Consider the following 25,912-nt stretch of genomic DNA (forward strand, 5'->3'; position numbering starts at 1 on the left):
TATGATAAAATGAAAGAAAATTCTGTTTATTATTAGGGGGATAAAAATGAGTATAAAAGTTGGGGATGTATTTAAATACGAAAGAAGATTTACTGAGGAAGAGGTTTTTGAATTTGCAAATATTACAGGGGATAAAGGTAGGCATCATATGGAATATGATGAAAATGGACGTTTAATGGTTCATGGTTTATTGACTGCTAGTATTGGAACGAAAGTAGGAGAAGAATTACATTACATAGCAAGAGAATTAGTAAGTGAGTTTATTAGACCAGTTTTTGCAGGAGATACGATCACTTGTGAATTAACTTTAACAAATATTGAACAAATGGAAGGTTATAAAAAGGTTTCAATCGAGTCAGTTTATCGTAATCAAAACGAAAAAACTGTACTAGTTGGGACAAGCTATGGAGTTATAAGAGGATAAAAAGAAGCCTGATTTACAGGCTTCTTTTTTGTTTAATAAACACGTTTTCGATTTTCAGCATGACTAGAGATGAGTAATAATGCAGTTTCTTCTCCTATATTACGAACGATATGAGGAACACATGCATTCCAGGAGAAAGAATCCCCTTCTTCTACAATTGCAACATCTTCTCCGTGTTGAACTTCTAGTTTTCCGCGTAATACAAGGTGACATTCTTCTCCTTCATGGGCATTTGGTGTGTTTTCTTTCGGAAACCCAGCAGGAATTTCTACGAGATTGAGGCGAAGACCACCTTGCTCTGCAACATGTTCAATTCTTTGTTCATCTTTTCCGTATACACTATATTTACGCTCTACCTTTTTGACAACTTTCAATCGATCTTTTTGTTCTAACAATAAATAGGGAAGAGGAACGTTTAAAAAATTGGAGATCGTTTCTAAAGTTGAGATAGATGGTGATGTTTTATTATTTTCAACCTGACTCATAAACCCTTTAGAAAGACCTGTTCCCTCACAAATTTGTGCAATTGTTATGCCTCTACGTTGACGAATTTCACGTATTGCAGAACCAATATTCATAAAATCAAGCTCCTTTTTATAGACAACTATTTGTATCATAGCAAAAAAAATATATATTTTCCCAGTGAAAATGAATTGACGAATAAAAAAAATTAGTGTATGTTTTGTAATGTAAATAAAAGTTTTGTATAAGAAAACTATAAAGGAGAGAAGGAAATGAATCAACATATTGGTAACTTAATTATTCGTATCGTGTTAGGGGTAACATTCTTTATGCACGGTTTAACAAAATTCCAATCGGGAATTGACAATATTGCAGGGTGGTTCACAAGCATTGGTTTACCAGGAGGACTTGCATACGGTGTAGCAACAGTTGAATTAGTTGGCGGTCTATTATTAATTCTAGGTTTAGGTGTAAGATATATTGGATTATTATTTGCACTAGTTATGGTTGGAGCAATTGTAAAAGTAAAATGGTCAGCTGGTTTATTAGGAGATGGAAAAAATCCTGGCTTCGAATTAGAGCTTGCATTACTAGCAATGGGGGCGTACTTATTTGTTGCGAAAGCGGATGGTTTTGTAGATAATTTCTTAAAAGAGAAAATGTCAAAGAAGAACTAATTTAAATGGGAGGCTAACAAGATGAGTTTTCAACTTCATCCCGATACAACACTTGATGTTGTTCATTTATATGTATCAAATATAAAGAAATCACTAGAGTTTTATACAGAAGTACTACGTATGAAAGTGCTAAAAGAAGATGAAATGGTCGTTACATTTGGGAATGAAGATAACGAACCACTCCTTATCATTGAAGAAAAGAAAGAAGCTTTACCAAAGCAAAGAGGGAGAACAGGTTTATATCATTACGCAATTTTATTACCGAGCAGACAGGATTTAGCGAATATCCTTCGTCATTTTGTAGAAATGGTATATCCACTGCACGGCGGAGCTGACCATTACTTTAGTGAGGCCCTTTATTTAGCTGATCCAGATGGAAACGGGATTGAAATTTATCATGATCGCCAAAAAAAAGTTTGGCGTGATGAGAATGGAGAGCTACCATTTGTTAGTAACCCGTTAGCTGGGGAAGAATTATTGCAGCAAGGAAGTACATGGAATGGTTTTCCATCTGGTACTGTGATGGGACATATTCATTTCCATGTAGCTGATTTGGAAGAAGCGAAACGTTTCTATGTGGATGGTCTTGGTTTTGAAGTAACGATCCCAGCTCGTAATGGGGCGCTCTTTGTATCAGCAGGTGGCTACCATCACCATATCGGTTTAAATACGTGGCAAGGTGAAGGAATACTACCGCAAATGCCAAATTCCGTTGGTTTGAAATATTTCACAATTGTACTAGCAGATGAAAAACAAAAAGAGCAAGTATGTGAAAGCTTAAAAAATATTGGCAAGATTGCTACGTACAAAGATGGAATATTACAAGTCGAGGATCCATTTGGACATTGTATCCATTTCAAAATAAAAGGAGAAGCCTAAATAAAGGCTTCTCTTTTTTACTTTCTTATAACGGCTTTTTCATTTTGGACAAATAGTTCATCAAATTGCTTCGCAAGCTCAAAATCGAGTTTCGTTAAACCTTTTGCATTCCAAGATGACAAAGTAATAATGACTGCTTTATACTGGATAAGGATAAATGGGTGGTGATTATGTTCTTCTGATAGTTTGGCGGCTTCAGAGACAAATTCGACTCCTTTTAAGTAGTCGGAAAACATATATTTTCTTTCAATCCATTTTTCATCTTTTACTACCCATTTATCTAACTTTAATAATTCCTCTTGAACTTCTTCTTCAGTTAATCGTAGCATCATTTTTCACATCCTTTACTGGAAGTAGCGTAAGACCATTGTTAATAAGGCGTGTTACAGCTTCATCAGTTGTGAAAGTAGAAAGTTGTTGTAATAATGCTGCTGATGTTTCGTGCCCTTTGTTATGTTCTAAAAGCAATTCTAATATTTCAAGGCGAAGTAACCATTCTTTCGTATAGAATTTATTTAATACCTCTTGAATTGCTACTAATTGCTCGATATGTGCGTCGTGTAAAATACCTTCATTTCGGATATCACGAACTGTTTGATACATACGTTCAAGTTCATTCAGTACAAGTGGAGCAGGAATTTCTTGAATTTCTTCATCCATTGGGAAAAATGCTGCAGCATCTGCGGCACCTGGGAATACGGAAGTGATTGTTGAACCAACAGCCATATCAAATGCGCCCCATGAAGCATCAAATAAAACGCGGTCGTTATAAGTAACTGTACAATTGATAAAGGAAATAAGAGCGATTTTATTATCGTTTTTTACAATATCTGTTACTGTTCCTTTTACATGAATATCACTTTCAAAAGTAAACTCAGCAATATTTCCAATTGTAATTCCTAATGCTTGTAGTTGTTCATCTGTACAATTTTCTAATGCAATATTTTCAGTGAGTAATCCAATCGGTGTTCCAAAGCCGTCACTGTGTACAGCCGTAGAATGATTCGCTAGCTCTTTATTGTGAATGGCTAATGCTGTTGGCGAACTTGTTCGCATATAAATCAATTCACCCGCATCGTTTTCAATTGTCTCGGTGAATGTACCTGTAATTTGTAATCCGCTATTTAATTCAGCAGTTGCATGGTTTTCAGAGCGAATTGCTTTTTCTAAGCCTTCTTTACCACCTGTTTTAAAGGCCATCGTTTCAGCAAATTTCTCAAGTGCTTCTGTTAATTCTTCAAATGATTTACAAACAAATAGTTGTGGTTGCATTTTTGTTACGTCATAAGTTGTACTTGTACATGCCTCTATAGAGAATGGAACCTTTTCTACAGCGTCTGTTAAGCAATGTTTGCTTTCGCCAACAGAAGAAAGGAGACCAGCACCATATATTTTTGGATTGTCTATATCTCCAATTAATCCGTATTCCACTGTCCACCAGAAAAGACGTGAAATTTGTTCCGCTTCTGATAAGCCAGAAACTAAGTTTTGTTTTTCAATTACATTATTTTCAGCAGCTGTAACTTCATCAGGAGTAGAAGTAGGGCTTTCTTTTACAATCGTTAATGTACGAACAGCCTCGAATGCATCATGTTCTTCTTTTGTAGAAAAAGCTTTTGCACCAATTTGCCCAAATCGTTTTACATATTTTGCATATGTAGGATCAAGTAAAATAGGTGCGTGTCCTGCTGCTTCGTGTACAATATCTGGAGCAGGTGTATACTCGATGTTTTCTACTTTGCGAATATCTGTTGCGATTGGTAGCAATCCGTGCCCTTGAAAATCGAAAAATGCGACGCCAGGAATAAGTCCGTCAATCGTTACAGCGCCCCAGCCGCTTGACGCCAAACATTCATTCATTTCTTCTACCTTTGGGATTGCCTCTATATTAATACCAGATGATTGTAGTCCATTCACATAGGCTGGATGGGCAACGTCTTTTAAGAAACTATGATTTTGTCTCATAATGTAACGCCATACAGCGTGGTTCACCGGTGTGTATTGATCATAATGCTGTGTGGATATGAATGGTTTTAAATGCGATGGAATTTCTGTTTTCTTTGTCATTTAGACATCCTCCTTTTTTCTGTAAAATTAAATATCGGTTTCGTATAGCTTGTACCACCACCCTTCAAAATTGTAAGCGCTTATAAAATTTTATCATAAGATTCGGAATTATTTAACATTTGTTTCTGTGAGAAATAGAAAAAGCCCCTATCGGAAAATCCGATAGGGGCGAAAGAATCGCGGTACCACCCTATTTGTAAGTGAAAAGATACTTACATCTCAATTAATGATAACGGAAAAACTCCGTCTTTTCCTTCATGCATAAAAGCACTACGAAAAAAAAGCTCCAGAATTGTAATTCATACTTATATATGTGCCAATTTCCACTGACCATTAGCTCTCTGTAACAGGGATATAAGATACTACTGCGATTCTTTCAACGCGTATATATGAAATTATGTAAAAGGACAGACGCAAAAAAGTCCCTATCGGAAAATCCGATAGGGACGATAAAAATCGCGGTACCACCCTATTTGTAAACAAGTAATTGTTTACCACTCACTTTAAGATAACGGAAAGATCCGTCTTTCTCTTCATGCATAAAAAGCATTACGGGAAAGAAGCTCCAGAATTGTAATTCACGCTTGTATATGTACTGATTTGCACCAACCATCAGTTCTCTGAGACAGGGATATAAGTCGCTACTGGTATTCCTTCAAAGCCGATATATAATTCGTTCAACTAAACTATGTTTTGTATTATAAAACTATATTTAAAAAATTGTCAACAATAATTTTTTATTTCACATCTAAATCAACATTTAAATTAGATGTATTTCCAGCTGCATCTGTTGCTACAATGTGAATTGTATTTTTACCTTCTTGTAATTGAGTACGATCTAAATAAATGCCGTAATTTTTCTCCCAAGGATTTAGGAATGCACTTTCCCATACACCATTTCCGTTGATTTCATACTGTAGTCTCACTGGAATTCCAGGTGCTACCCAACCAGATTCTGTCATCCAATCTAGTAAGATATCATCCACTTTTCCTGTGATTACAAGGTTTTCTTGGTCAATTTCGTATGTTAACTTAGGTGCAGTTCTATCAAGAAATACAGCAGCTGTTTGTTTTGTTTCCCCACCAGAATTAGAGGCAACTGCTTCGATTTGGTATAGACCGTCAGCTAACGGAGTACCATCTGCTTTTGTACCATCCCATTTGAAAGGTTTGTATCCAGCTGTTTCATTTTTAGCTTGATGGATAATCCCTTGGTACGTTACACGTTCTTTTGTAACTAAATTTGCATGCAATGTTACATCATCCACAGGTGCAACTAAATAGTAGTTGATGAGATTATCGTCTAATATTTGGTCACCATTTGGACTAAATGTAGAATTAATAATTTCGAGTCCATCTATACGTTTGTAATCTTTAGGATCGATACTAAATGTAAATGGAATGCGAGTTTCTTCTTTCGCTCCCTGCTCTTTTACATATACATTCCCAGTATACACACCTTGTGGTAGTGAGCTATCGACAGTGATAGTAAATGGTTTTTCGGTACTACTATTCGGCTGTATGCTAATCGATGAAGGTACAGAAGTTTTTACTTTTGTTTTTGTGTTTGTATCTAGCAATTCCACACGAGTTGAAAAACTTTTCTTTTTACTAGATAGATTTTGTAACGTAATATTTTGCGTCAGTTTTACTTTACCACTGTTTGGCTTAATAAGACCGAAGCTCACATTGTTAGGTTTGACTAATACATCTGTTTGAGCTGCTTTCGGGATGTTAATTAAACCAGATCCTTGTGTCATAATAGGATATGTATTTTCATTCACATCTTTTAAAGTTTTTGCGGTATTGGCAAGTGATGCTTTTAATTGTTCCGTCGTCCAATCAGGGTGCATTTGACGCAGGAGGGCAACCGCTCCAGCTACTTGCGGAGCAGCCATACTTGTTCCGTTATGAGATTCATAGCCACCTCGTGGTACGGTACTAGTAATTTGTACGCCAGGTGCAACGATATCTGGTTTTATAAGCCAGCTTCCTTGTGATGGACCTCTGGAACTAAAGTTTCCAATTAATTCAGTCGGAACCGGTTGTCCGATCTTTATATTTTTCTTACGCTTTGTAATTAAATTTTTCAACTCTTCACCGTTTACATTGGATAGTTGCATAACTGGAAGGGCTAGGTTTTCACGTGTAAAGTATTCAGGCATAATATTCATTTCTTTTTCTGTAGAAATGAATAGTACACCAATTGCACCAGCTTGCTTCGCTTGTTCAGCTTTTACTAACGTGCTAGAAGTACCTTGTAAAACAAGTGCAAATTTTCCTTTCACATCTTGTTTTGCATAATCGCTTGGATTACCATAGCCAACGTATACAAGTGGAGAATCATTTCCTATTGGGAAATCTGATTTTGATAACGGTAATCCTTGGTATGTTTTGCTGGAACCAGCTACTTGGAATGTTGGAAACGGAATAGAAACTGTAGATGCTCCAACTGATATCACGCTACTTGCATTTCCAGGTGCATCAACAGACCAAGGTTTTGGACCATCATTTCCATTGGAAACGACTGCAGTAACCCCAAGCTTTGCTGCACGTTCTAACGTTAAAGTTACAGGCTGATCAGGTACATTTAAATCTTGTCCAAGGGATAGATTTAACACATCAGCACCATCTTGAATTGCTCGTTCAATACCTTGAATAATATCATCTGTTGTACCAGTACCACCGTCATTCATGACACGATAAGCTAAAATAGAAGCATTCGGAGCAACGCCTTTAATTTTTCCATTACCAGCAATAATTCCAGCTACATGAGTACCGTGTACGTTACCATCCATTGGATCATCATCTTCATCCACTGTGTCGTATCCACCAATATAATTTGCCTTTAAGTCAGGATGTGTATAGTCTACGCCAGAATCGATAATCGCTACTTTCATACCTTTTCCATCAAGAGATTTACCAGATGGGTCTTTTAAATTCCATGCTTCAGGAGCACCAATTGTCGGTCCACCAATATTAGGTGCTTCTTCGCTAGTAGCGCTTTTCGTTGTTTCATGCAATTTATATGTTAAGTTCGGATAGACTGTCTTTACTTCAGGTAAAGAAGCAAGAGCAGTAATTTGATCTCCTGGAACTGAAATAGAGAAACCAGAAAATAACGTATTATAAACTTCTTTAATTTTTGCACCAGGTGCTTTTTCTTTTATTTTCTTAGTCGTCTCTTCTTGTGCTTTTTTTAGCTCGGTATGATAAGACTGTGCATGACTATTTTGTAAATCTGGAGCATGCTGAATGTTACTTTGCGCAGCAAGAGGTGCATGTTGCAATTCTACAATTACAGATATTTCTTTTGTTGTTTTTGTTTCAACGTGTTGAGCAATTTTACTTTCTCCCCATTGTTCAATCGTTGTTTTTAGTTGTGGACTAAATTGCTTCTCCTTTTGCAGTGATTCAGCATGGGCGCTTAAAGCTCCAAAACTAGAAAAGACGAGTGCCATACTTAAAAGTATAGATGTAGTTTTTTTCATTGAAACTCCCCCTAATAAAAAGTGCCAATATTCCAAAAAGTTATCTTACATTTTTATTATGAAATATAAAAACGAATGTTGGCTAAACTATATTTTCGACATAATTCATACCAATCCTCTATGAATTGAAAATTTCTTGGGAAATTTTTTCTGATTATGTCGAATAGGTATTTTTCACATATTGTAGGTGGACATTGAGGAATGCTATGAGGGAAATGGAGGAGTGTTATGAAAAAGGCTATAGCAAGTGTCATCGCATTATTATTCATATTTTTAAGTTCAATTACTATTACGAAAGCAGAAAATAGTGGAGTAAAAATTGCTTTTATTCGTCATCATGACCTCTGGATTAAAGTTGATGGAAAAGAAAAACAACTTACAAAAGGAGAATACATAACAGGACCGAAGTGGTCATATGATGGGGAGTGGCTAGCATATGTAAAAGGAGAGAAACAAAATACTCTTGAGTTATATCGGCTAAAAGATGGAAAGAAAGTTACGCCGTTTCACTCAGAAGTATCAAATTATCAATGGTCACCAACAGAAAATATAATTGCATTTATATTTACAGGTACATTACATACCTTCAAGGTAGAAAAAAAGAATGCAGATTTTGAAAATGTATCGGCTGGTGTAGGTGATTATGCATGGTACCCGAATGGAAAGAAGTTTCTTGTATCTTCTGAAGCACACTTACTTCCAACTGGATGGACAGGAGCTCAGCTATATGAAGTACAAAAAGATGCGCATATGAATCCTCACAAAATGAAGCATTTGTATGCATTGCCAAATGAACATGATGATTTCCTAGCGTTAGTTGCAAGTGGCTTTCAGTGGTCACCAGATCAAAAGTGGATTTCATTTTTAGCAGTACCGACAGCTTCATGGTCAGCTGATAGCAATACGCTTTGCTTAGTTCGTGCAGATGGTAGTCGTTTTGAAAAGGTAGATCAAATGTTATTAAATACACAATGGTTCAAATGGGCGCCAGCCAACAATATATTGGCCTATATTGAAGGAAGCGGGAGAGTTGCGTTAGAGAATAAACATTTAAAAGTAAAAGAATTGCCAGCACTTCAGCAGAACACATTTACACCGAAAGGATATGTCGATTGGGATTTTACATGGAAGAACGATAACGTAATTATCGTTTCACGAGCAAAAGAAGCGGGGATAGAAACTCCACCAGAAAAAAGGCCACTACCATCTTTATATGAGATCGATAGTACAAGCGACGAACAACATCGAATCACAAAGCCACCTCATAGGCAAGGAGATTATCATCCGCTCTTCATGAATAAGAGTAATCAATTAATATGGATACGTTCAGACCGTAAGAAAGCGGATGTATGGCTTGCTCATAAGGATGGAAAGCATGAAATGAAGTGGATTGAAAATATAGATGTACCAGAGTGGTATTACGAGAAATGGAATTGGGAACATGTTATCTCGGTGAAATAAGAATAAAAAACCTGCCTAAAAGATAATTTTAGGCAGGTTTTTTATTCTTATTTATGTGTTTTATTTGGCTTCTTTTTCGCTGGGTTTCCGTTTCCCTGACGTTTTCTATTTTGTTCATCTTTTGCTTGTTTTTCATGCAGTGTATCTAAAAAGTCATTCGAGTTACTCATTTTTCTATCGCTCCTTTCATCTTGTCCTAATTACTATAACCATTTAGGAGGATAATCATGAGATAAAAAATTAAGCGCTTAGTTTTCTTCGATAGTATACGTAAAATATGCCATACGTAATAAATAGCATAAATAAAATTTGTAACTCTACATTTTCTTTTAAAATAGTTGCGACAGAAGTTGGTAAGTATGGTGATGTATTACTCGTTTCTATACCTAACCATTTGTTTAAGAGATTAATGGTACAAAACATAAAAACACCGGACCAGCTTGCAATGATTGCCTTTTGCTTAATTTTTGTTTCGCGTTCATCATCTGTAATCCAAGGGTTAGCAGTTTTATCACTGCTAAAAAATCCGTTTATATATCCCCATATAATCATGCCAATTAAGATGGTTAGCCGTTTCATATGCATGTTTCTCCTCTCTCTTGTAAAAAGTATTTTACACATATAATTGTAATATTTTCCAACTGGTTGTGTCAAATATTTTTTACATATAGATTTTTCATATAGCAGGAATAAAGGATGGAATAGGGAAGAAATATGTAAGAGGATTTTATAGTGAGAGGAGGATGGGGATGAAACTCATCTTTGTTCGGCACGGTGAAGGAGAACATACAAAAGATTCGCCATCAAGTTTACAAGTGCCTCATCCACCGTTAACGGATGAGGGAAGGAATCAGGCTAAATTACTTCAATGCAATGTACCCTTGCAAGAAACGGATATATTAATTGCTAGTCCTACAATTAGAACTTTACAAACAGCAACAATATGGAGTGCGAAAGTAGCTTGTCAAAAAATTGTCCATCCATATGTATCCCCACGTATTTTTCCTTATCGAGAAGGAGCGACAACATTACCATGTGATCACATAGTAGATCAGGGGAGAATAAAAAAATTATTTTCGAATTTTTCGATAGAGAAAAGTACAAATAAACAGCTATGGACGGAAGGCATAAATACTATTTCAGAAAATAGCTTTCAGCGAATAGTAGAGGAATTTCTTCTTTGGTGTTATGAACTGGGCGCTGAAAGAATTTGCATTGTATCTCACGACGGGACAATTACTGCGTATCGGCAATATTTACAAAAAGTCGTTTTAACTAGAGCTGATTTTTTGCAAGAAACGGGTATATATGAAATGGATGTATCCCTTAAAATTTTGATTGAGGAGATCTAATTATAGGATGGTGGGTGTATGTTGAATGTTGCACTAGTAGTTGGCTTTAATTCTGATTTAGAGGCACAATCAATCCGAGCATCACTTGAATATTTTGGTGCAAGAGTTGTAACATATTGGATTGGTAGACCGAAAGATTTTATAGAAGTTCTTTCTGGAAAGAACTTATTTAACGATATTAATTATATTATTTTTTGCTTTCATGGTGAGGAAGGAAAGTTTGTCATGGAAGAGTTGGGTGAAGATATATACGAACAAGATGAACCGCGGGGGTACTTTGGTGCAGCAGAAATTTATAAATATGCAAAATTGCATAATACACATATTGTAAATAGTGGGTGTACGTTAGGGGAGAAAAAACTAGCAGAATCTTTTTTACGCAGTGGAGCGAAATCGTATATTGGATCGATAGATTATGTGGATGGAAATGCAGCACTTATGTTTACAATACGCTTATTTTACGGGATTATTAACCATGAAAAAACGTTAGGAGAGGCTTTTGAAGAAGCACGGTTAATTGATAAAGAGACACATACATTTCGATTATATAAGTAGTGTGAAACACGTTTATTCTATATTCGAATAAACGTGTTTCACATTTAACTCACATTTTTTTTACATTTTCTTCAATGAAAACTATTATCACTTATGGTATGATATGTTCAAGTTTTTACAAGTAATAAAAGTTACTATACAAACGTTAGTTTTTAATGTTTCATACACATGTCACAAATTATTCATAATTAACATTTGTAAAATAAGTAACTAATGTTATTATATTACCTGTAACTAACTTAATTACAACTTTAGGAGGAAGATATGGTTATTCAACTTTTAAGAGAAAACAAAGCAGTTTCTTTTGTGTTAGCGGTAATCCGAGTGTATCTTGGTTACACATGGTTAATGGCTGGAATCGGTAAACTACAAGGAAAAGGTTTCGATGCAACTGGTTATTTACAAGGTGCAATTGAAAAATCTAAAGGTGCACAACCGGCTGTTCAATCTTGGTGGGCATCATTTTTACAAGATTTCGCAATTCCAAACGTTGATCTATTTAATACACTTGTAACATGGGGAGAGATTTTAGTCGGAATTGGTTTAATTGTAGGCTGTTTAACAAAAACAGCGGTCTTTTTCGGCCTTGTAATGAACTTTTCCTATATGTTTAGTGGGTCAATTGGAGTGAATCCGGAAATGGTTATCTTATCTATGTTCCTTCTAGTTTCTGGTATGAATGCTGGTAAATTTGGAATTGACGGTTTCATTATCCCAAAAGTATTAGGATCAAAAACTCAAAAACGCCAAAAGCAAGCTGCTTAATATATGAAAACGGGTATCTCAAAATGAGATACCCGTTTATGTTATTTTTCAGCTTGTATCGGATTGTTTTTAAAGAATTCTTTTACATAACCTACAAATTCTTGTGGCTCTTGACGAAACGGTGCATGATAACCCTTTTCGATAATATGGAAAGTACTATTCTTTAAGAATTGATGATACGTTTCTCCTTCTTTCCATGAAACGCTACTATCATTTCTTCCCCATATAATTAAAGTTGGTTGTTGTATTTCATTTGCATTGATTTGAAGACGTCTAGGCCATAATTTCATTTTATTGTAATGTTCTTCATCATTACGTTTAAATTTCACTTTGCTTTCATCATAATCTGCAATAGCAGAGACAGTATGTAAATCAGTCGACAACTGGGGTTTTGGTGAACCTTGTTTATTCACTAGTGTATGAGCACCGCCTGTAGCGTCAGTTAAAATAAGGTGGGTAACGGCTTCAGGATATAAATATGTTAAATTAAGAGAAATTTCTCCACCCATTGAGTGTCCCAGTATTGCAAACGAATCGTAACCTAGTTTTTTCATTAATTTATAATACAAATTTGCATGAGTCGGGAAAGAATAGTAAAAATCCATCGGTTTAGATGAGCGCCCGAATCCTAAAGCATCTACAGAAATAATTGTATGATCTTTTGCTAAATCTGAATAAATCTTTCGAAAACCATCTGAAGATCCTCCAAATCCATGGATCATAAGTAAAGGTGGTTTTTCATTACCAATCTTTTTGAAGTAAATGGTTTGACCATCTATTTCTATCATTTTTTCCTCGGTAGCTAGTTTTGCTGTAAGTGTATTTTTAACTTGTTTTACTTGTTCTACTGGCTTTTCTGCTGCACTACATCCTACTAATAGTGTAAGAGTAAGACAACCTACCATAAAATAGCTAAATCGCTTCAATTAGGTGTCCCCTTTCTAACATAACGCTGTATCTATCATAGCAAATAGCATATTACGATTTCCAGGAAGTTGGCTACCATTTTTTATCATAAGAGGTGAAAGGAGCGTTTCTTGGAAATTTTCTGTTTGAAGGAATTTGCGAAATACAAATTGTGAATGTGGGACATCAATTCGTACTGTGCCATTCCAACATTCACATATGTTTTGTAGTAATTGAATAGCATCTTCTTCTCGTTTGGCGATAAGTGGATTGATACATAATATATTACCTTTTTGTATGCATAAGGAAAAAGCTTCTATACAGTTATGTCTCTCAATTTTAAAAGAGTGGTTCGTTTTTGGTAATAGTAATGAATAAAGTAAAGAACGATCGGCACCAGTTGTAATTTGATCGAGAGAAATAAGAGATATAAGATCTTTTTCTTTTACTTGTTTTGTAGGAGTGATATGTGTCTTAGTAGTTTGTTTTTCAAAACGATGAATCGTCGTTACTGTTTGAAATCCGCATGATGTATACAGAGGCTCGCCAGCTTTTGTTGCAATAAGTGCAATTGGCTGTTTTGGATGAGTGTGTTCTAAGCAGTGATTAAGCAAAGTCCGCCCGATGCCTTGGCCTTGAAAATTAGGATGGACGATTAACATGCCAATAGTAGAAAACCTATCTTTAAAAGGGAATACTCCTCCAGCTGCAATCAGTTTATTTTCATGCATATAACCGACAAGTGTACCGAGAGAAAGATACATTTCGAATTGTTTTTTCATAAATGCTTTATCTTGTAACCATCCAATAGCTTTGCAAAGGTCCAATAAATCAAAAATATAAGTTTTGTCTAGCTTTATTATTTTCATAAATATTCACCACATTTCTATTAATTTTTATAAAAGTAGATGGAAAATGTTAAATAAGAGATTTACGTTAAATGAAATCCAACTTGTTTATATTTTGATTGTAAAGGCGAAGATGGTTGATATGAAAAGACAAAGTTATACAAATTATAACTGATATTTACATAAGTTAACAAAAAATTTACATATAACTAATTTTCCCTTAACAGTCTTCTATTAAATTTGATAGTGGGAAATGAATAACCTAATTAGGGGGACAAGACAGTGAAAAAGTTTGTGAAAAAAGCATGGCCATTTGCAGTTGTGGCATCATTAGCAGTTACTTCGGTAGCAACATGGAATTTTACACGTTCTAGTGAAGTGAGCGCAGATGAGAACGGAAGCAATGCAAAGATTAAAAATGTTATTGTGTTAATTGGAGATGGTATGGGCCCTTCATATATGACAGCTCACCGTTATATGAAAGATAATCCAAAAACATTCGAGATGGAATCTACAGAGTTTGATAAACATCTTGTAGGAACACAAAAAACATATCCGGAAGATGAACATGAAAATATCACAGACTCAGCATCAGCAGCAACAGCTATGTCAGCAGGAATTAAAACATATAATGCGGCAATTGCAGTTGATAATGATAAAGCAGAAGTGAAAACTGTTCTTGAGCAAGCGAAAGAGAAAGGGAAATCAACAGGATTAGTTGCTACTTCTGAAATTACACATGCAACACCAGCTGCTTTCGGTGCGCATGACATTAGTCGTAAAAATATGGACGCAATTGCAAATGATTATTTTGATGAGAAAATTAAAGGGAAGCATAAAGTAGATGTTATGCTTGGCGGCGGCGTAAAAAACTTTGTTAGAAAAGATCGCAATCTTACAGAAGAATTTAAGAAATCTGGTTATAGTTACGTAACAGATCGAGATCAATTGTTAAATGATAAAAATGATCAAATTCTTGGTTTATTTGCACCAGGCGGTTTAGATAAAATGATTGACCGCAATGAGAAGACACCTTCATTAGAAGAAATGACAAATGCAGCAATTGAGCGTTTGAACAAAAATAAAAAAGGTTTCTTCTTAATGGTTGAAGGAAGCCAAATTGACTGGGCAGGACACGATAATGATATCGTTGGTGCAATGAGTGAGATGGAAGACTTTGAAAAAGCATTTAAAGCTGCGATTGAGTTTGCGAAAAAAGATAAAAATACGTTAGTCATTGCAACGGCAGATCACGCTACTGGCGGGTTATCTTTAGGTGCGAATGGTGAGTACAACTTTAAAGTAGATCCAATTAAAGCTGCAAAACGCACACCGGACTTCATGGCAAATGAAATTGTAAAAGGTGCAAATGTAGAAGAAACATTGAAAAAATATATTGATTTACAATTAACACCTGAAGAAATTAAAGCGGTAAATGATATCGCTCCTTCAAAAGATGTAACAAAGATTGATAATGCGATTGAAGATATTTTCAATAAGCGTTCGGTTACAGGATGGACAACAGGTGGACATACAGGAGAAGATGTAAACGTATATGCATTTGGCCCTGGTAAATACTTGTTCTCTGGCGTTCAAGAGAATACAAATCTCGCTAAACGTGTCTTTGATATTGTTGGCGGTGGTGATCCGAATAAAGGAAGACGCTAATTATAAATGAGAGTGAGGCGAAATGCCTCACTTTTCTTTTTAGGAGATGGGAAGATGAGAGCTTTTTTCAGGGGGATAGGCCCCTTTCTAATAGTTGTATTATTGCTAGTTGGATGTCAATCCGAAGAGAATAAGATAGAACAAAAAGCTACTACTACAAAAGCTGAGGAAAAGGTACAAATAACGAAAGAAGAAGAGAAATCGATTCAAGATGTTATGGATAAATTTGTAAGGACAACAAATGAAAAAAATCTTGCTGAACATATAGAATTATTTTCAAAGAAGATGCCTAGTGCCGAAGACTTAAAAACGCAAAAAGAAGCAGCTTTTCAAAAGGGAAATAAGAAAATTGAATTGGAACATATAGACATAAAAGCTAGTAAAGCAGGGTATGTTGTTGTTGAAACAAAAGAAAAGGAAATAGATGGAGAAATCACTCTTCAGAAAAAAGTACAGTATGCAATTGGAAAAGAAGAGGATGGTTGGAAAATTGAAGAGGTTCGCACGATAGAGAAGAAATAAAGTAGAACTTTTCGTAAATAGCAAAAAAGGTTCTCATTGGCGAGAACCTTTTTTTATAGTGGTAACATAATTTGATTTGAGCATGCTTCGATATCATCAATATCTTGGCGAATGGTTGCCATTTTATTATCGAGATCTTCAGCTTTCATTGCTGCATCATGTAGTTCATCTTTTAAATACTCAGGTATTTTTCCTTCATATTTATAATAAAGTTTATGTTCTAAACTTGCCCAAAAGTCCATTGCAAGCGTACGTAATTGAATTTCTGCAAAGACTTCTTTTGTACCAGAATTTAGTGATAAAGGGTATTTGATAATCATGTGTAAACTTTTATAGCCATTTTTTTTTGGATTAGCGATATAATCTTTTACTTCTATGATTTCCATATCTTCACGTTTTTGAATGACATTTTTTAAATGATAGATATCTTCTACGAAGCAACATGTAATACGAATGCCGATGATGTCTTGTAAATGCGTTTGCGCATTTTCAACTGTCGGTAATAAATTTTTACGCTCAAGTTTTTTAATAATACTTTCAGGTTGTTTTAATCTTGTTTTTATATGTTCAAACGGGTTGTAATCCTCTAAAAATTGGGCTTCCCGGTTCATAATTTCAAATTTAGTTTTTAACTCTTCTAAAGCAAATGTATATGGTAGTACAAAAGCTTTCCAGTAGTTAACTGTTGATTGATTATATTCCATTTATATACACACCTTTTCCTATTTACAAGTGAGGTTGTTATTATACTAAATACCAAAGCATATAAGCGCAAGCAGCAAATGATGAGATCATAAAGCGATATTTAGTTTTCATACTTTCAACTCCTTTCGATTAAAAATTCTATATGAATAAACGTGATTGTTAATAAATTCACTATGTACAATTTCTATAGTAATAGATTCGTGTGAATTTCGTATGAACTAATTGTTTCAGCTTTTTGTCTTTTTTTTGTAAATCATCATTATTATTCATAATGTAAAGTGTTTTCATTTGATTTATTTATTTGTTTGGATTAATGTATATTTAAATTTACGGTTATTAAGGAGGTTATACGGTGAATTTTGAAGAATTAGCAATTGCTAGACGTTCTGCAATGAAATTTGTACAAGGAATAGAAATCCCAGATGAGGATTTTAAGAAAATATTTGAGCTAACAAAACTCTCTCCATCTTGTTACAATTTGCAACATACGCATTATGTTGTAATTCGTGATCAAGAGCGCAAAGAAAGATTAAAAGAGTTAGCTTTCGGGCAATATAAAGTATCGAGTGCATCTGCGGTAATACTTGTTTGTGGTGATAAGAGAGCATATCAAAATGTCGAAAATATTTATTTCGGTATGAAGGTTTTAAAGATGATTGATGAATGTGAGTATGAAGATACAATTAAGCAAACGAAAGGGTTATATGAAGGAAAAGGAGAACGCTTCATGGAAGAGGAAGCGATTAGAAATGCTTCGCTAAGTGCGATGACTTTTATGTACGCAGCTAAATATTATGGCTATGATACGTGTCCAATGATCGGTTTTGATGAAAAAGCAGTACAAAGTGAATTAAATATGCCGGAGCATGTAGTACCTGTTTTAATGATTACGATAGGAAAAAGTGATACTACTAAAACTCGCCCACGAGGATATCGAAAACCGATTAGTGAGTTTGTTACATATGAAACATTTTAATACAAGGTATAGATTACTTAAATAAAAGGGTTCTATTTAGATCCCTTTTATTTTGCAATTGACAAATAGAATGAAGTTATATAATATATAAATCGTAATCATTACGATTTAGTTTGCGATCTTTAAAAGAAAGGAGAATTACATATGCGTGTAAATATTACACTAGCTTGTACGGAGTGCGGTGATCGTAATTATATTTCTAAAAAAAATAAACGAAACAATCCAGAGCGCATCGAACTAAAAAAATATTGTCCACGATTAAAGCGAGTAACGTTACATCGTGAAACGAAGTAGAAGACTAGAGATATCTCTAGTCTTTTTTTGTTATAATTACCTTAAATTTGTAATAAAAGGGAGTGGTATGATGAATCAAAAAGATAAAGAAAGAAAAGAGCAAGTGGTTCATATTATTAACATTCCAGATGATTATAGGCTTGTTGTAGATGATCAAGAAGGTGTGGATGACCCATATCATCTATTATGGTGGGAGCATAAAGCGGATGAGGAGAGAACAATACAGATTACGTTGAATAGACATACTGGTAGTTTAATTGACTTTAGGATAGAGGATGAAAAAGCTTTTTCGAGCAGTGAGAAAGCGATAGAGGACAATCAAGCAAGAGAGATTGCAAATACATTCTTAAAAAAATATACAAAAGAAGGCTCTGAATTTTATACATATGTAATTGTTAAGGGTGACAAGCACGGTTGGAAAGAAGTAAATTATATGCAAGAAGTGAATGGCTATCCATTGCCGAATACAGGGTGTGTTGTGCAAGTTCATCCTTCAGGAAATGTTGTGGATTTCCATTACAATGGACAAAAAGCGATAGAGAAAAAACCATCATGGCCAAATGAAATTGTTGAGGAGAACGTCGTTTTAGAAAATTTGAAAGCTAGACAAGATATGAGACTTGTATTTGTAGATTTAACATACTCTTCATGTGAGTATGAAAACAGGGAAGAAGTAAAAGGGTACCATCTTGTATATGAACCAGAGCCTAGTCATGCATGTATTGATGCAAGTACAGGTAAAGATTTATATGGGCCAGAACATTATAAATTACCGCCAACAGTAGTTGTTGAAAAAATAGAAGAAGGTAACCGGCAAGATGACATATTCGAATTATTTGACTGGGATAAAGAAAGTTTTGCAAAAGTAGATGAGACGGAAAATGATAATGAAATAAGGATGAAATTTGTTTTGAAGGAGGAATTACAAAAACAGAAAGAAGAAAAGAATCCATATTTAATGAATGAATTCTTTAAAAAGCATTTACCGATGCTGAAATATAATAATTTAGTTAGCGTTACAATTGATAAATTAACCAATGAATTAACTGGTTTTATAAAATTGACAGATGATAAAGAAGTAAAGCAAATACTGCCTAGAGAGGAATGTTTACAAAAAGCACTTCAATTTTTGGAACAAGTTATTCCAGATATCACACAATATCTGCGTCTTTGGGGGGAACGTGAAGAAGCTGAAGATGGGATTGAAAGATTTATTTTTTCTCTATATATAAATGATATTCCGGCAGAGTATAACCAATTTATAATTAACATCAATGCGGAAAACGGTGCTGTGATGCACTACTCTGGAGAGTCTAGCAACCTTATAAAAAAATTACTTACACACGAAACAACACCAAAAGTAACGAAAGAAGAAGCGTTAGAAATATACAGAGAGGCTATCCGAGTTAAATTAGAATGGTCTATAGATCATGATGTAGAGGAAACGGTATATCAATTGCTGTATAAACAAACAACGGGTGAAAATTATAAAGAATTCTTCGACGGTAGTCGAGAAGTTCGTTATATTGATGCGCATACTGGTGAGAAAATTTGGAGCAAGTAAAATAAAAAGAGTTATTTTTCAAAGAAAATAACTCTTTTTATTTTTATAATTTGCCTGTTCGTTTTTCAAATGTAAATGTGATAGGAAGGTTGGAAGGAGAACTATCACTTTTAAATGTTACTTTCCATTCTTTAGAATGGGCTTTAATTTCGAAATCAAGAAGATTCATTGCTCTACGTTTATCTATTTCTAAAAACATATTATGAATTTCTGGTTCCTGCTGTAAATTAAGAGCCTTTAGTGTGACTGTTAATGTGAAAAAATCTCGCCCTTCATATACTATTTTTGATATTTTTGTTTTTTGTGTATTTAACAGTATATAAAAACGGTCTGATGGAGTTAGTTGTACAGAGTCATCAGTAATTTCATCCGCCATATTATGAAGTTCAACTAAGAAAGATGTACTATGGGAAGAATCTTTTTTGCTTGTAATCTGTAATTCAGTAGGAATCATCGGTATTTCATAAAAATCATTTCTTATTATGTTGTTGTAATCCTCCGAAAATTTACGCACTTCTTTTGGGAAAGAGTCTTCTTCTTGTGTACTTAAAAAAGTTTTATGTTGATTTGGAATTTTTTTACTAAACTTTAATGTTTCTTTAAAGTAATAATTGGATCCAGTTAAAAATAAAAAACTACAAATTAATAAAAAAATTCGATAGGGATTTTGAAAGTGAAAGAACAATAGTATACATGTAATAAATCCAATTACATAGAAAATAAAGATAAGTAGTTCTAGTTTTGAGTGAAAGGAGAAACCATAGTTATGAAAAAATTTCATTCCAATTATAATTTGAGCTCCAAAAAATAAGGAAATTCCAAATTGAAAAAATAATAAATCAGGCCCTCTCTTAATAACAAAAGTAATGAATGAAATGAAAAGTAAAAATACCCCTAAATAAATTGTTACATTTAATAATCGATCTAATGTGAGCATGAATAGTGTCCCCTTTAATAGCATATTCATATATAAATAACAATTTTATATAATTATAATATAACAATAAAATATTTTAAATATTGGAAGTGTTGAGTTTTATAAATAAACTGTACAGACACAAACAACCTCACGCCCACATACACTTAGTAAAGACCACTATTTTGGCGGAGGTGAAAGGTTTGAGTCTATTCGCCGCAATTGGATATATGGTTCGAGAAGTGTTTGTTTTTGTTTCTTATGTGAAGAACAATGCGTTTCCGCAGCCATTATCATCAGATGATGAGAGAAAGTACTTAGAGTTAATGGAGCAAGGTGATGCTCAAGCGAGGAATCTGTTAATTGAACATAATTTACGGCTTGTAGCTCATATCGTTAAAAAATTTGAAAATACAGGGGAAGATGCAGAAGATTTAATTTCAATTGGTACAATCGGGCTCATTAAAGCAATCGAGAGCTATTCGGCAGGAAAAGGTACAAAACTTGCGACGTACGCAGCACGCTGTATTGAAAATGAAATTTTGATGCATTTACGTGTATTAAAGAAAACGAAAAAGGACGTTTCACTTCATGATCCAATCGGGCAAGATAAAGAGGGGAATGAAATATCGCTTATTGATATATTAAAATCAGAGTCTGAAGATGTAATTGACATGATCCAGCTTAGTATGGAGTTAGAAAAGATTAAAGAGTATATCGATATTTTAGACGAACGAGAGAAAGAAGTAATCGTGAAGCGTTTTGGACTGGGGCTTGATAAGGAGAAGACGCAACGAGAGATTGCGAAGGCACTTGGTATTTCCAGAAGCTACGTATCAAGAATTGAAAAGCGCGCTTTAATGAAAATGTTCCATGAATTTGTAAGAGCAGAGAAAGAGAAAAAAGCAAAAGAATAATGTACATTACAAGCAGCCGTATTTTAAAATGGGCTGCTTTTCTTTTTGGAAATAAGGAAAGAAAAAGAGTTGTGTTCAGAAGAAATCCATGTTCACTGTTGAAAATGACGGATTCTATCTGTAATATTAGAAGGTGCTAAACAATTTAAGAATAATACCATACTTAGTTTTCTGCATGTATAATATGGCGGTTCTATATGATATGTGGGAATAAGAACTAATTTTACATATGATATAGAAGGAAAAGAAGGGGAAGCTAAAGTTATAGACTGATTAGGAGGTTCCGCAATTTGCGACGTACATTATATCGACTTATGATCGAACTTACAAATGGTCGTTTTACTTCTTATATATTACGTAAATTTGCACAATCTCGTTTGAGCTCTATCATTATTCCATCGTATGCGAAAGTGTTTCAAATTAATCAAGATGAGATGGAAAAGGGTTTGAAGGAATATAGAACATTGCATGAATTATTTACACGTAAGCTAAAAGAAGGAAAGCGTAGTATTGATACAGATGCATCGAGTATCGTTAGTCCTGTTGATGGTGTTTTTGCTGATCACGGTCCTATTGAGGACACAAAAACATTTGATATTAAAGGAAAGCGTTATTCGATTGTGGATATGCTAGGTAATGAAGAACGTGCACAGCGATATGCAGGTGGTACATATATGGTTATTTATTTAAGCCCAAGTCATTATCATCGTATTCATAGTCCGCTTTCTGGTTCTGTGACTGAAAGATTTGTACTCGGTAGAAAATCATATCCGGTAAATGCAGCTGGTATGGAATACGGGAAAGAACCATTGTCAAAAAACTATCGCTCCGTTACAGAAGTGAATAGTGACGGTGAACATATGGCGCTTGTAAAAGTAGGAGCTATGTTTGTAAATAGTATTGAGCTGCTGCATGAAAGAGACACTGTTCAAAAAGGTGAAGAAATGGCATACTTTACATTCGGTTCAACAGTTGTGTTATTGTTTGAAAAAGATATGATAGAAGTAGTGCAAGAATTGAAGAGTGGACAAGAGCTTCGCCTTGGTGAAAAAATTGCTACTCGATTGGCTCATAAGTAAAAAAGATTTTATAACTGTAAGCAAGATTTATGGACAAAGATGCGTAATGATGAAATTCCCTAGATGGGAGTATTTGTTTATTCGAGAGCCATCGCAGGATGGCTCTTTTTACAAGTTAGTTAATTAAAATTCCTCTTTATATGTAATCAAGACGATTTGACAAGCTTGTCCTCTAATGAGCGTCTAATAATTTCTTGTTTTATAAGTAAAATGAAGTCGGGATTTAATTTTAGTTCTTTTGCTTTATAATAAGACTCAGTGAGTAACTCAGTAGATAACTGTTCCATATGTTTTGTTTTCAAGGTGAGTCACCTCCTAATAATATAAGGATTGATTCGTTGTTGCATTTAATGTACCAAAAAAATATGACAGTCACAAACGAGTGGTTATCCACAAACCTAGGTGGATAAAATGTGTATAGATTGTTAGTAAATTCCAAATCAACTGAAATATTAATGTGGAAAATGTGTACAATTTTATCCACAGGCCATATATCGAAATATGTTGTCGAAAAATTTTTATGAAAACTCCTCAAAGAGGTGAAAGAAATTGAAACTATTTTTACCAAATGAATATGTGAAAAATGTATATCACGTTCAACCAGAAGATTTGAAGAAACGTGGAATTAAAGGTGTTATTACTGATTTAGATAACACTTTAATTGAATGGGATCGTCCGAATGCAACGCCACAACTTGAAGAATGGTTTTTGAAAATGAAAGAGCAAGGCATTCAAGTAACGGTCGTTTCAAATAATAATGAGCAACGAGTGAAAGACTTTGCTGATCCATTAGGCATTCCATTTATTCATAGTGCGCGTAAGCCATTTGTTCGTGCGTTTAAGCGTGCGATACGAGAGATGCAGTTGCAACCAGATGAAGTTGTAGTAATTGGGGATCAGTTACTGACAGATGTGCTAGGTGGAAACCGAGTTGGACTGCATACAATTTTAGTTGTACCAGTAGCACAAACAGACGGATTAGTAACGCGCTTTAATCGAAAAATTGAACGAAGAATTATGAGAAACATGAAGAAAAAAGGTTTAATTAACTGGGAGGAATAAAGTTTGACTGAAACAATTAAATGTATTGGTTGCGGTGTAGAAATTCAAACAGAAGATAAAAATGAAGTGGGATATGCTCCTGCCTCATCTTTAGAAAAAGAACAAGTAATTTGTCAACGCTGTTTTCGATTGAAACATTATAACGAAATTCAAGATGTCTCATTAACAGATGATGATTTCCTACGTATTCTAAACGGTATTGGAAAATCGGATGCGTTAGTAGTTAAAATTGTAGATATTTTTGACTTTAATGGTAGCTGGTTACCTGGCTTACATCGTTTCGTGGGAAATAATAAAGTATTACTTGTTGGGAATAAAGCGGATTTAATTCCTAAGTCAGTAAAACATGATAAAGTAAAGCACTGGATGCGCTATAGTGCAAAGCAGCTAGGATTAAAGCCAGAAGATGTCTTTTTAATTAGTGCAGCGAAGGGACAAGGGATTGCTGAGCTAGCAGATGCGATTGAGTATTACCGCGGCGGAAAAGATGTTTACGTTGTTGGATGTACAAATGTAGGGAAATCAACATTTATTAATCGTATGATTAAAGAATTTAGTGATGAGACTGAAAATGTAATTACAACATCTCATTTTCCAGGAACAACGCTTGATTTAATTGATATCCCGTTAGACGAAGAATCTTCTTTATATGATACACCAGGTATTATTAACCACCATCAAATGGCTCATTACGTTGGAAAACAAAGCTTAAAGCTTATTACACCAACAAAAGAAATTAAGCCGATGGTGTTCCAATTAAATGAAGAACAAACATTGTTCTTTAGTGGACTGGCACGTTTTGATTATGTAAGTGGCGGTCGTCGTGCATTTACTTGTCACTTCTCAAATCGCTTAACAATCCATCGTACAAAGCTTGAGAAAGCAGATGAATTGTATAAAAATCATGCTGGGGATTTACTAAGCCCGCCAACACCAGAAGAATTAGAAAATATGCCAGAGCTAGTGAAATACGAGTTTAATATTCGTGAACCGAAAACGGATGTTGTATTCTCTGGATTAGGATGGGTTACTGTGAACGAACCAGGAGCAAAAATTGTTGCACACGTACCAAAAGGAGTAAGTGTTTCATTACGTAAATCTTTAATTTAATATGGAGAGGGATTTATGAAACAATTATATGGTGTAATCGGAAATCCAATTGGACATTCATTATCACCCGTTATGCATAACGATGCATTTGAACACTTGAAGATGGATGCCCATTACCATGCCTTTCTTGTTAAAGAGGAAGTGTTAGGGGAAGCAGTAAGAGGTTTAAAAGCGTTAGGTATTTCAGGATTTAATGTAACAACTCCGCACAAGGTTGCGATTATGGATTATTTGGATGAGATTGACCCGCTAGCAAAACAAATTGGTGCAGTAAATACGGTGGTTCATAAGGATGGAAAATTGATTGGCTACAATACAGATGGAATTGGTTTTGTCCGAGCACTGCAATCCATTAGTAGTGAACCACTTCAAGAGAAACGTATTTTATTACTTGGCGCAGGCGGTGCTAGTCGAGCTATTTATTTTTCACTTGCTGATGCAGGGGTGAAAGAGATTGATGTAGCTAATCGTACAGTAGATAAGGCGAAAGAACTTATTGCTGCATGTACAGCTACTGTTCATTCTGTTGCTTTATCATTAGAAAAAGCAACAAAAGAACAAGGGAATTATGATATTATCATTCAGACGACAACGATAGGTATGCATCCACGCGTCGAACATACGCCGTTACAAATTTCTTCGTTGAAAAAGGGAACAATTGTATCAGATATAATTTATAATCCATTTGAAACGAAAATTTTATGTGAGGCGAAAGAGCAAGGTGCAATCATTCAAAATGGTATTGATATGTTTGTTTATCAAGGAGCGCTTGCATTTGAAATGTGGACAGGTTGCGTACCGAATATCGAACGAATGAAACAATTAGTTATAAGAAAGCTTGGAGGCTAACATATATGTTAACAGGAAAACAAAAAAGATTTTTACGTGCACAAGCACATCATTTAACACCAATTTTTCAAGTAGGAAAAGGCGGAGTAAATGAAAATATGATTAAACAAATTGCAGATACTTTAGAAGCTCGTGAGTTATTTAAAGTAAGTGTGCTACAAAACTGTGAATTCGATCGCCGTGAAGTTGCAGAAGAACTTGCAAAAGGTGCACGTGCTGAAATCGTTCAAGTAATTGGAAGTACAATTGTTTTATACAAAGAATCAAGAGAAAACAAGCAAATTAAACTTCCTCGATAAAAATAGCATACGCTATTTTTATCACTAGTAATGGTGTAGAGATCGAAACCAATTGAACTTTTAT

Annotated in this window: 29 protein-coding genes and 2 other annotated features; of the genes, 18 read left to right on the forward strand and 11 right to left on the reverse strand. The window is 34.6% G+C overall.

The genetic code is table 11. From position 1 onward, the window contains the following. Positions 1–46: 46 nt before the first annotated feature. Positions 47–424 (forward strand): MaoC family dehydratase, encoded by a 378-nt coding sequence (locus AC0L0O_RS02765; RefSeq protein WP_000025004.1) that lies wholly within the window; start codon positions 47–49, stop codon positions 422–424. 32 nt (positions 425–456) lie between these two features. Here AC0L0O_RS02765 and AC0L0O_RS02770 read toward each other — a convergent pair whose 3' ends face one another. Continuing rightward, positions 457–1,002, reverse strand: a complete 546-nt coding sequence (locus AC0L0O_RS02770) for a helix-turn-helix domain-containing protein (protein WP_001020702.1) — start codon at positions 1,000–1,002, stop codon at positions 457–459. 156 nt (positions 1,003–1,158) lie between these two features. Between AC0L0O_RS02770 and AC0L0O_RS02775 the strand changes: the two genes are divergently transcribed. Then, positions 1,159–1,563, forward strand: a complete 405-nt coding sequence (locus AC0L0O_RS02775) for a DoxX family protein (RefSeq protein ID WP_001071557.1) — start codon at positions 1,159–1,161, stop codon at positions 1,561–1,563. Positions 1,564–1,584: 21 nt separating this feature from the next. Further along, on the forward strand, positions 1,585–2,442 hold the full coding sequence (locus tag AC0L0O_RS02780) for a VOC family protein (RefSeq protein ID WP_000009814.1): 858 nt from the start codon (positions 1,585–1,587) through the stop codon (positions 2,440–2,442). A 17-nt stretch (positions 2,443–2,459) separates the two neighbouring features. On the opposite strand, the gene AC0L0O_RS02785 is transcribed toward AC0L0O_RS02780, so the two are convergent. From AC0L0O_RS02785 to AC0L0O_RS02795, 3 genes are all read right to left on the reverse strand, one after another. Further along, positions 2,460–2,774: a 4a-hydroxytetrahydrobiopterin dehydratase gene (locus AC0L0O_RS02785; protein ID WP_000979542.1), complete on the reverse strand. Its 315-nt coding sequence runs from the start codon at positions 2,772–2,774 to the stop codon at positions 2,460–2,462. After that, positions 2,755–4,509 carry an aromatic amino acid hydroxylase gene (locus AC0L0O_RS02790; RefSeq protein ID WP_283730179.1) on the reverse strand — a complete coding sequence of 585 codons (1,755 nt, stop codon included), beginning with the start codon at positions 4,507–4,509 and terminating at the stop codon, positions 2,755–2,757. Before AC0L0O_RS02790 ends, AC0L0O_RS02785 begins: the two co-directional genes overlap by 20 nt. A gap of 161 nt (positions 4,510–4,670) precedes the next feature. Further along, positions 4,671–4,898 (reverse strand) — a binding site (T-box leader). A gap of 50 nt (positions 4,899–4,948) precedes the next feature. Further along, positions 4,949–5,177 (reverse strand) — a binding site (T-box leader). A gap of 69 nt (positions 5,178–5,246) precedes the next feature. Further along, a complete protein-coding gene (locus AC0L0O_RS02795; protein ID WP_473785643.1) occupies positions 5,247–8,000 on the reverse strand; it encodes a S8 family serine peptidase in 2,754 nt (917 codons plus the stop codon). A 228-nt stretch (positions 8,001–8,228) separates the two neighbouring features. Here AC0L0O_RS02795 and AC0L0O_RS02800 point away from each other — a divergent pair, with 228 nt between their 5' ends. Further along, positions 8,229–9,461: an eIF2A-related protein gene (locus tag AC0L0O_RS02800; protein WP_000709059.1), complete on the forward strand. Its 1,233-nt coding sequence runs from the start codon at positions 8,229–8,231 to the stop codon at positions 9,459–9,461. Positions 9,462–9,508: 47 nt separating this feature from the next. Here AC0L0O_RS02800 and AC0L0O_RS02805 read toward each other — a convergent pair whose 3' ends face one another. Together AC0L0O_RS02805 and AC0L0O_RS02810 are read right to left on the reverse strand one after the other, a co-directional pair. Continuing rightward, positions 9,509–9,631, reverse strand: coding sequence for a DUF4023 domain-containing protein (locus tag AC0L0O_RS02805; protein WP_000071861.1), 123 nt, complete (start codon positions 9,629–9,631; stop codon positions 9,509–9,511). A gap of 70 nt (positions 9,632–9,701) precedes the next feature. After that, on the reverse strand, positions 9,702–10,040 hold the full coding sequence (locus AC0L0O_RS02810) for a hypothetical protein (protein WP_033688602.1): 339 nt from the start codon (positions 10,038–10,040) through the stop codon (positions 9,702–9,704). A 170-nt stretch (positions 10,041–10,210) separates the two neighbouring features. Here AC0L0O_RS02810 and AC0L0O_RS02815 point away from each other — a divergent pair, with 170 nt between their 5' ends. The 3 genes from AC0L0O_RS02815 to AC0L0O_RS02825 all read left to right on the forward strand — a co-directional run bounded on the left by AC0L0O_RS02815 (position 10,211) and on the right by AC0L0O_RS02825 (position 12,133). Further along, positions 10,211–10,813: a histidine phosphatase family protein gene (locus AC0L0O_RS02815; RefSeq protein ID WP_001983744.1), complete on the forward strand. Its 603-nt coding sequence runs from the start codon at positions 10,211–10,213 to the stop codon at positions 10,811–10,813. Positions 10,814–10,831: 18 nt separating this feature from the next. Next, complete coding sequence (locus AC0L0O_RS02820) at positions 10,832–11,368, forward strand: hypothetical protein (RefSeq protein WP_000935631.1); 537 nt, start codon at positions 10,832–10,834, stop codon at positions 11,366–11,368. Positions 11,369–11,632: 264 nt separating this feature from the next. Continuing rightward, a complete protein-coding gene (locus AC0L0O_RS02825) occupies positions 11,633–12,133 on the forward strand; it encodes a DoxX family protein (protein WP_098639051.1) in 501 nt (166 codons plus the stop codon). Between the two features lie 41 nt (positions 12,134–12,174). Here AC0L0O_RS02825 and AC0L0O_RS02830 read toward each other — a convergent pair whose 3' ends face one another. Then, positions 12,175–13,059: an alpha/beta fold hydrolase gene (locus tag AC0L0O_RS02830; protein ID WP_000819821.1), complete on the reverse strand. Its 885-nt coding sequence runs from the start codon at positions 13,057–13,059 to the stop codon at positions 12,175–12,177. A 15-nt stretch (positions 13,060–13,074) separates the two neighbouring features. Further along, a complete protein-coding gene (locus AC0L0O_RS02835; RefSeq protein ID WP_000691520.1) occupies positions 13,075–13,908 on the reverse strand; it encodes a GNAT family N-acetyltransferase in 834 nt (277 codons plus the stop codon). Between the two features lie 261 nt (positions 13,909–14,169). On the opposite strand from AC0L0O_RS02835, the gene AC0L0O_RS02840 reads away from it, so the two are divergent. Both AC0L0O_RS02840 and AC0L0O_RS02845 read left to right on the forward strand, forming a co-directional pair. Continuing rightward, positions 14,170–15,555 (forward strand): alkaline phosphatase, encoded by a 1,386-nt coding sequence (locus AC0L0O_RS02840; protein WP_000714928.1) that lies wholly within the window; start codon positions 14,170–14,172, stop codon positions 15,553–15,555. Between the two features lie 54 nt (positions 15,556–15,609). Beyond that, complete coding sequence (locus AC0L0O_RS02845) at positions 15,610–16,077, forward strand: lipoprotein (RefSeq protein ID WP_001201016.1); 468 nt, start codon at positions 15,610–15,612, stop codon at positions 16,075–16,077. A 53-nt stretch (positions 16,078–16,130) separates the two neighbouring features. On the opposite strand, the gene AC0L0O_RS02850 is transcribed toward AC0L0O_RS02845, so the two are convergent. Further along, positions 16,131–16,781 (reverse strand): GTP pyrophosphokinase, encoded by a 651-nt coding sequence (locus tag AC0L0O_RS02850; RefSeq protein WP_000456223.1) that lies wholly within the window; start codon positions 16,779–16,781, stop codon positions 16,131–16,133. A 353-nt stretch (positions 16,782–17,134) separates the two neighbouring features. Here AC0L0O_RS02850 and AC0L0O_RS02855 point away from each other — a divergent pair, with 353 nt between their 5' ends. The 3 genes from AC0L0O_RS02855 to AC0L0O_RS02865 all read left to right on the forward strand — a co-directional run bounded on the left by AC0L0O_RS02855 (position 17,135) and on the right by AC0L0O_RS02865 (position 19,616). After that, the gene (locus tag AC0L0O_RS02855; RefSeq protein WP_001008507.1) at positions 17,135–17,758 is read left to right on the forward strand and encodes a nitroreductase family protein; all 624 of its coding nucleotides are present in this window, start codon (positions 17,135–17,137) and stop codon (positions 17,756–17,758) included. Between the two features lie 144 nt (positions 17,759–17,902). Beyond that, entirely contained in the window at positions 17,903–18,052 is a 150-nt protein-coding gene (rpmG, locus tag AC0L0O_RS02860) for a 50S ribosomal protein L33 (protein ID WP_001265617.1), read from the forward strand. A 70-nt stretch (positions 18,053–18,122) separates the two neighbouring features. Further along, positions 18,123–19,616, forward strand: a complete 1,494-nt coding sequence (locus AC0L0O_RS02865) for a YcdB/YcdC domain-containing protein (protein WP_098639049.1) — start codon at positions 18,123–18,125, stop codon at positions 19,614–19,616. A gap of 43 nt (positions 19,617–19,659) precedes the next feature. Here the strand turns inward: AC0L0O_RS02865 and AC0L0O_RS02870 are convergent, their stop codons facing one another. Next, complete coding sequence (locus tag AC0L0O_RS02870) at positions 19,660–20,553, reverse strand: hypothetical protein (RefSeq protein ID WP_000956564.1); 894 nt, start codon at positions 20,551–20,553, stop codon at positions 19,660–19,662. A 182-nt stretch (positions 20,554–20,735) separates the two neighbouring features. Here AC0L0O_RS02870 and sigK point away from each other — a divergent pair, with 182 nt between their 5' ends. After that, complete coding sequence (gene sigK / locus AC0L0O_RS02875) at positions 20,736–21,449, forward strand: RNA polymerase sporulation sigma factor SigK (protein ID WP_000051382.1); 714 nt, start codon at positions 20,736–20,738, stop codon at positions 21,447–21,449. 290 nt (positions 21,450–21,739) lie between these two features. Then, complete coding sequence (locus tag AC0L0O_RS02880) at positions 21,740–22,528, forward strand: phosphatidylserine decarboxylase (protein WP_001254997.1); 789 nt, start codon at positions 21,740–21,742, stop codon at positions 22,526–22,528. Between the two features lie 146 nt (positions 22,529–22,674). Here AC0L0O_RS02880 and sda read toward each other — a convergent pair whose 3' ends face one another. After that, positions 22,675–22,830, reverse strand: a complete 156-nt coding sequence (sda, locus tag AC0L0O_RS02885) for a sporulation histidine kinase inhibitor Sda (protein WP_000850094.1) — start codon at positions 22,828–22,830, stop codon at positions 22,675–22,677. Positions 22,831–23,077: 247 nt separating this feature from the next. Here sda and AC0L0O_RS02890 point away from each other — a divergent pair, with 247 nt between their 5' ends. Genes AC0L0O_RS02890 through yhbY form a run of 4 tightly spaced genes read left to right on the forward strand, consistent with a single transcriptional unit; the run spans position 23,078 to position 25,848 of the window. Beyond that, positions 23,078–23,590 carry a YqeG family HAD IIIA-type phosphatase gene (locus tag AC0L0O_RS02890; RefSeq protein ID WP_000765311.1) on the forward strand — a complete coding sequence of 171 codons (513 nt, stop codon included), beginning with the start codon at positions 23,078–23,080 and terminating at the stop codon, positions 23,588–23,590. Positions 23,591–23,593: 3 nt separating this feature from the next. Then, complete coding sequence (gene yqeH, locus AC0L0O_RS02895; RefSeq protein ID WP_000140795.1) at positions 23,594–24,700, forward strand: ribosome biogenesis GTPase YqeH; 1,107 nt, start codon at positions 23,594–23,596, stop codon at positions 24,698–24,700. 15 nt (positions 24,701–24,715) lie between these two features. Beyond that, on the forward strand, positions 24,716–25,549 hold the full coding sequence (gene aroE, locus AC0L0O_RS02900; RefSeq protein WP_000812065.1) for a shikimate dehydrogenase: 834 nt from the start codon (positions 24,716–24,718) through the stop codon (positions 25,547–25,549). A 5-nt stretch (positions 25,550–25,554) separates the two neighbouring features. Next, on the forward strand, positions 25,555–25,848 hold the full coding sequence (gene yhbY / locus AC0L0O_RS02905; protein ID WP_000955224.1) for a ribosome assembly RNA-binding protein YhbY: 294 nt from the start codon (positions 25,555–25,557) through the stop codon (positions 25,846–25,848). Positions 25,849–25,912 lie beyond the last annotated feature (64 nt).

The sequence above is a fragment of the Bacillus sp. GS3m_15504 genome (assembly GCF_055825275.1).

Bases quoted from the DNA above. Each gene is read 5' to 3' on its own strand.
- AC0L0O_RS02765 (WP_000025004.1), top strand. From the start codon at position 47: ATGAGTATAAAAGTTGGGGATGTATTTAAATACGAAAGAAGATTTACT.
- AC0L0O_RS02770 (WP_001020702.1), bottom strand. From the start codon at position 1,002: ATGAATATTGGTTCTGCAATACGTGAAATTCGTCAACGTAGAGGCATA.
- AC0L0O_RS02775 (WP_001071557.1), top strand. From the start codon at position 1,159: ATGAATCAACATATTGGTAACTTAATTATTCGTATCGTGTTAGGGGTA.
- AC0L0O_RS02780 (WP_000009814.1), top strand. From the start codon at position 1,585: ATGAGTTTTCAACTTCATCCCGATACAACACTTGATGTTGTTCATTTA.
- AC0L0O_RS02785 (WP_000979542.1), bottom strand. From the start codon at position 2,774: ATGATGCTACGATTAACTGAAGAAGAAGTTCAAGAGGAATTATTAAAG.
- AC0L0O_RS02790 (WP_283730179.1), bottom strand. From the start codon at position 4,509: ATGACAAAGAAAACAGAAATTCCATCGCATTTAAAACCATTCATATCC.
- AC0L0O_RS02795 (WP_473785643.1), bottom strand. From the start codon at position 8,000: ATGAAAAAAACTACATCTATACTTTTAAGTATGGCACTCGTCTTTTCT.
- AC0L0O_RS02800 (WP_000709059.1), top strand. From the start codon at position 8,229: ATGAAAAAGGCTATAGCAAGTGTCATCGCATTATTATTCATATTTTTA.
- AC0L0O_RS02805 (WP_000071861.1), bottom strand. From the start codon at position 9,631: ATGAGTAACTCGAATGACTTTTTAGATACACTGCATGAAAAACAAGCA.
- AC0L0O_RS02810 (WP_033688602.1), bottom strand. From the start codon at position 10,040: ATGAAACGGCTAACCATCTTAATTGGCATGATTATATGGGGATATATA.
- AC0L0O_RS02815 (WP_001983744.1), top strand. From the start codon at position 10,211: ATGAAACTCATCTTTGTTCGGCACGGTGAAGGAGAACATACAAAAGAT.
- AC0L0O_RS02820 (WP_000935631.1), top strand. From the start codon at position 10,832: ATGTTGAATGTTGCACTAGTAGTTGGCTTTAATTCTGATTTAGAGGCA.
- AC0L0O_RS02825 (WP_098639051.1), top strand. From the start codon at position 11,633: ATGGTTATTCAACTTTTAAGAGAAAACAAAGCAGTTTCTTTTGTGTTA.
- AC0L0O_RS02835 (WP_000691520.1), bottom strand. From the start codon at position 13,908: ATGAAAATAATAAAGCTAGACAAAACTTATATTTTTGATTTATTGGAC.
- AC0L0O_RS02845 (WP_001201016.1), top strand. From the start codon at position 15,610: ATGAGAGCTTTTTTCAGGGGGATAGGCCCCTTTCTAATAGTTGTATTA.
- AC0L0O_RS02850 (WP_000456223.1), bottom strand. From the start codon at position 16,781: ATGGAATATAATCAATCAACAGTTAACTACTGGAAAGCTTTTGTACTA.
- rpmG (WP_001265617.1), top strand. From the start codon at position 17,903: ATGCGTGTAAATATTACACTAGCTTGTACGGAGTGCGGTGATCGTAAT.
- AC0L0O_RS02865 (WP_098639049.1), top strand. From the start codon at position 18,123: ATGAATCAAAAAGATAAAGAAAGAAAAGAGCAAGTGGTTCATATTATT.
- AC0L0O_RS02870 (WP_000956564.1), bottom strand. From the start codon at position 20,553: ATGCTCACATTAGATCGATTATTAAATGTAACAATTTATTTAGGGGTA.
- aroE (WP_000812065.1), top strand. From the start codon at position 24,716: ATGAAACAATTATATGGTGTAATCGGAAATCCAATTGGACATTCATTA.
- yhbY (WP_000955224.1), top strand. From the start codon at position 25,555: ATGTTAACAGGAAAACAAAAAAGATTTTTACGTGCACAAGCACATCAT.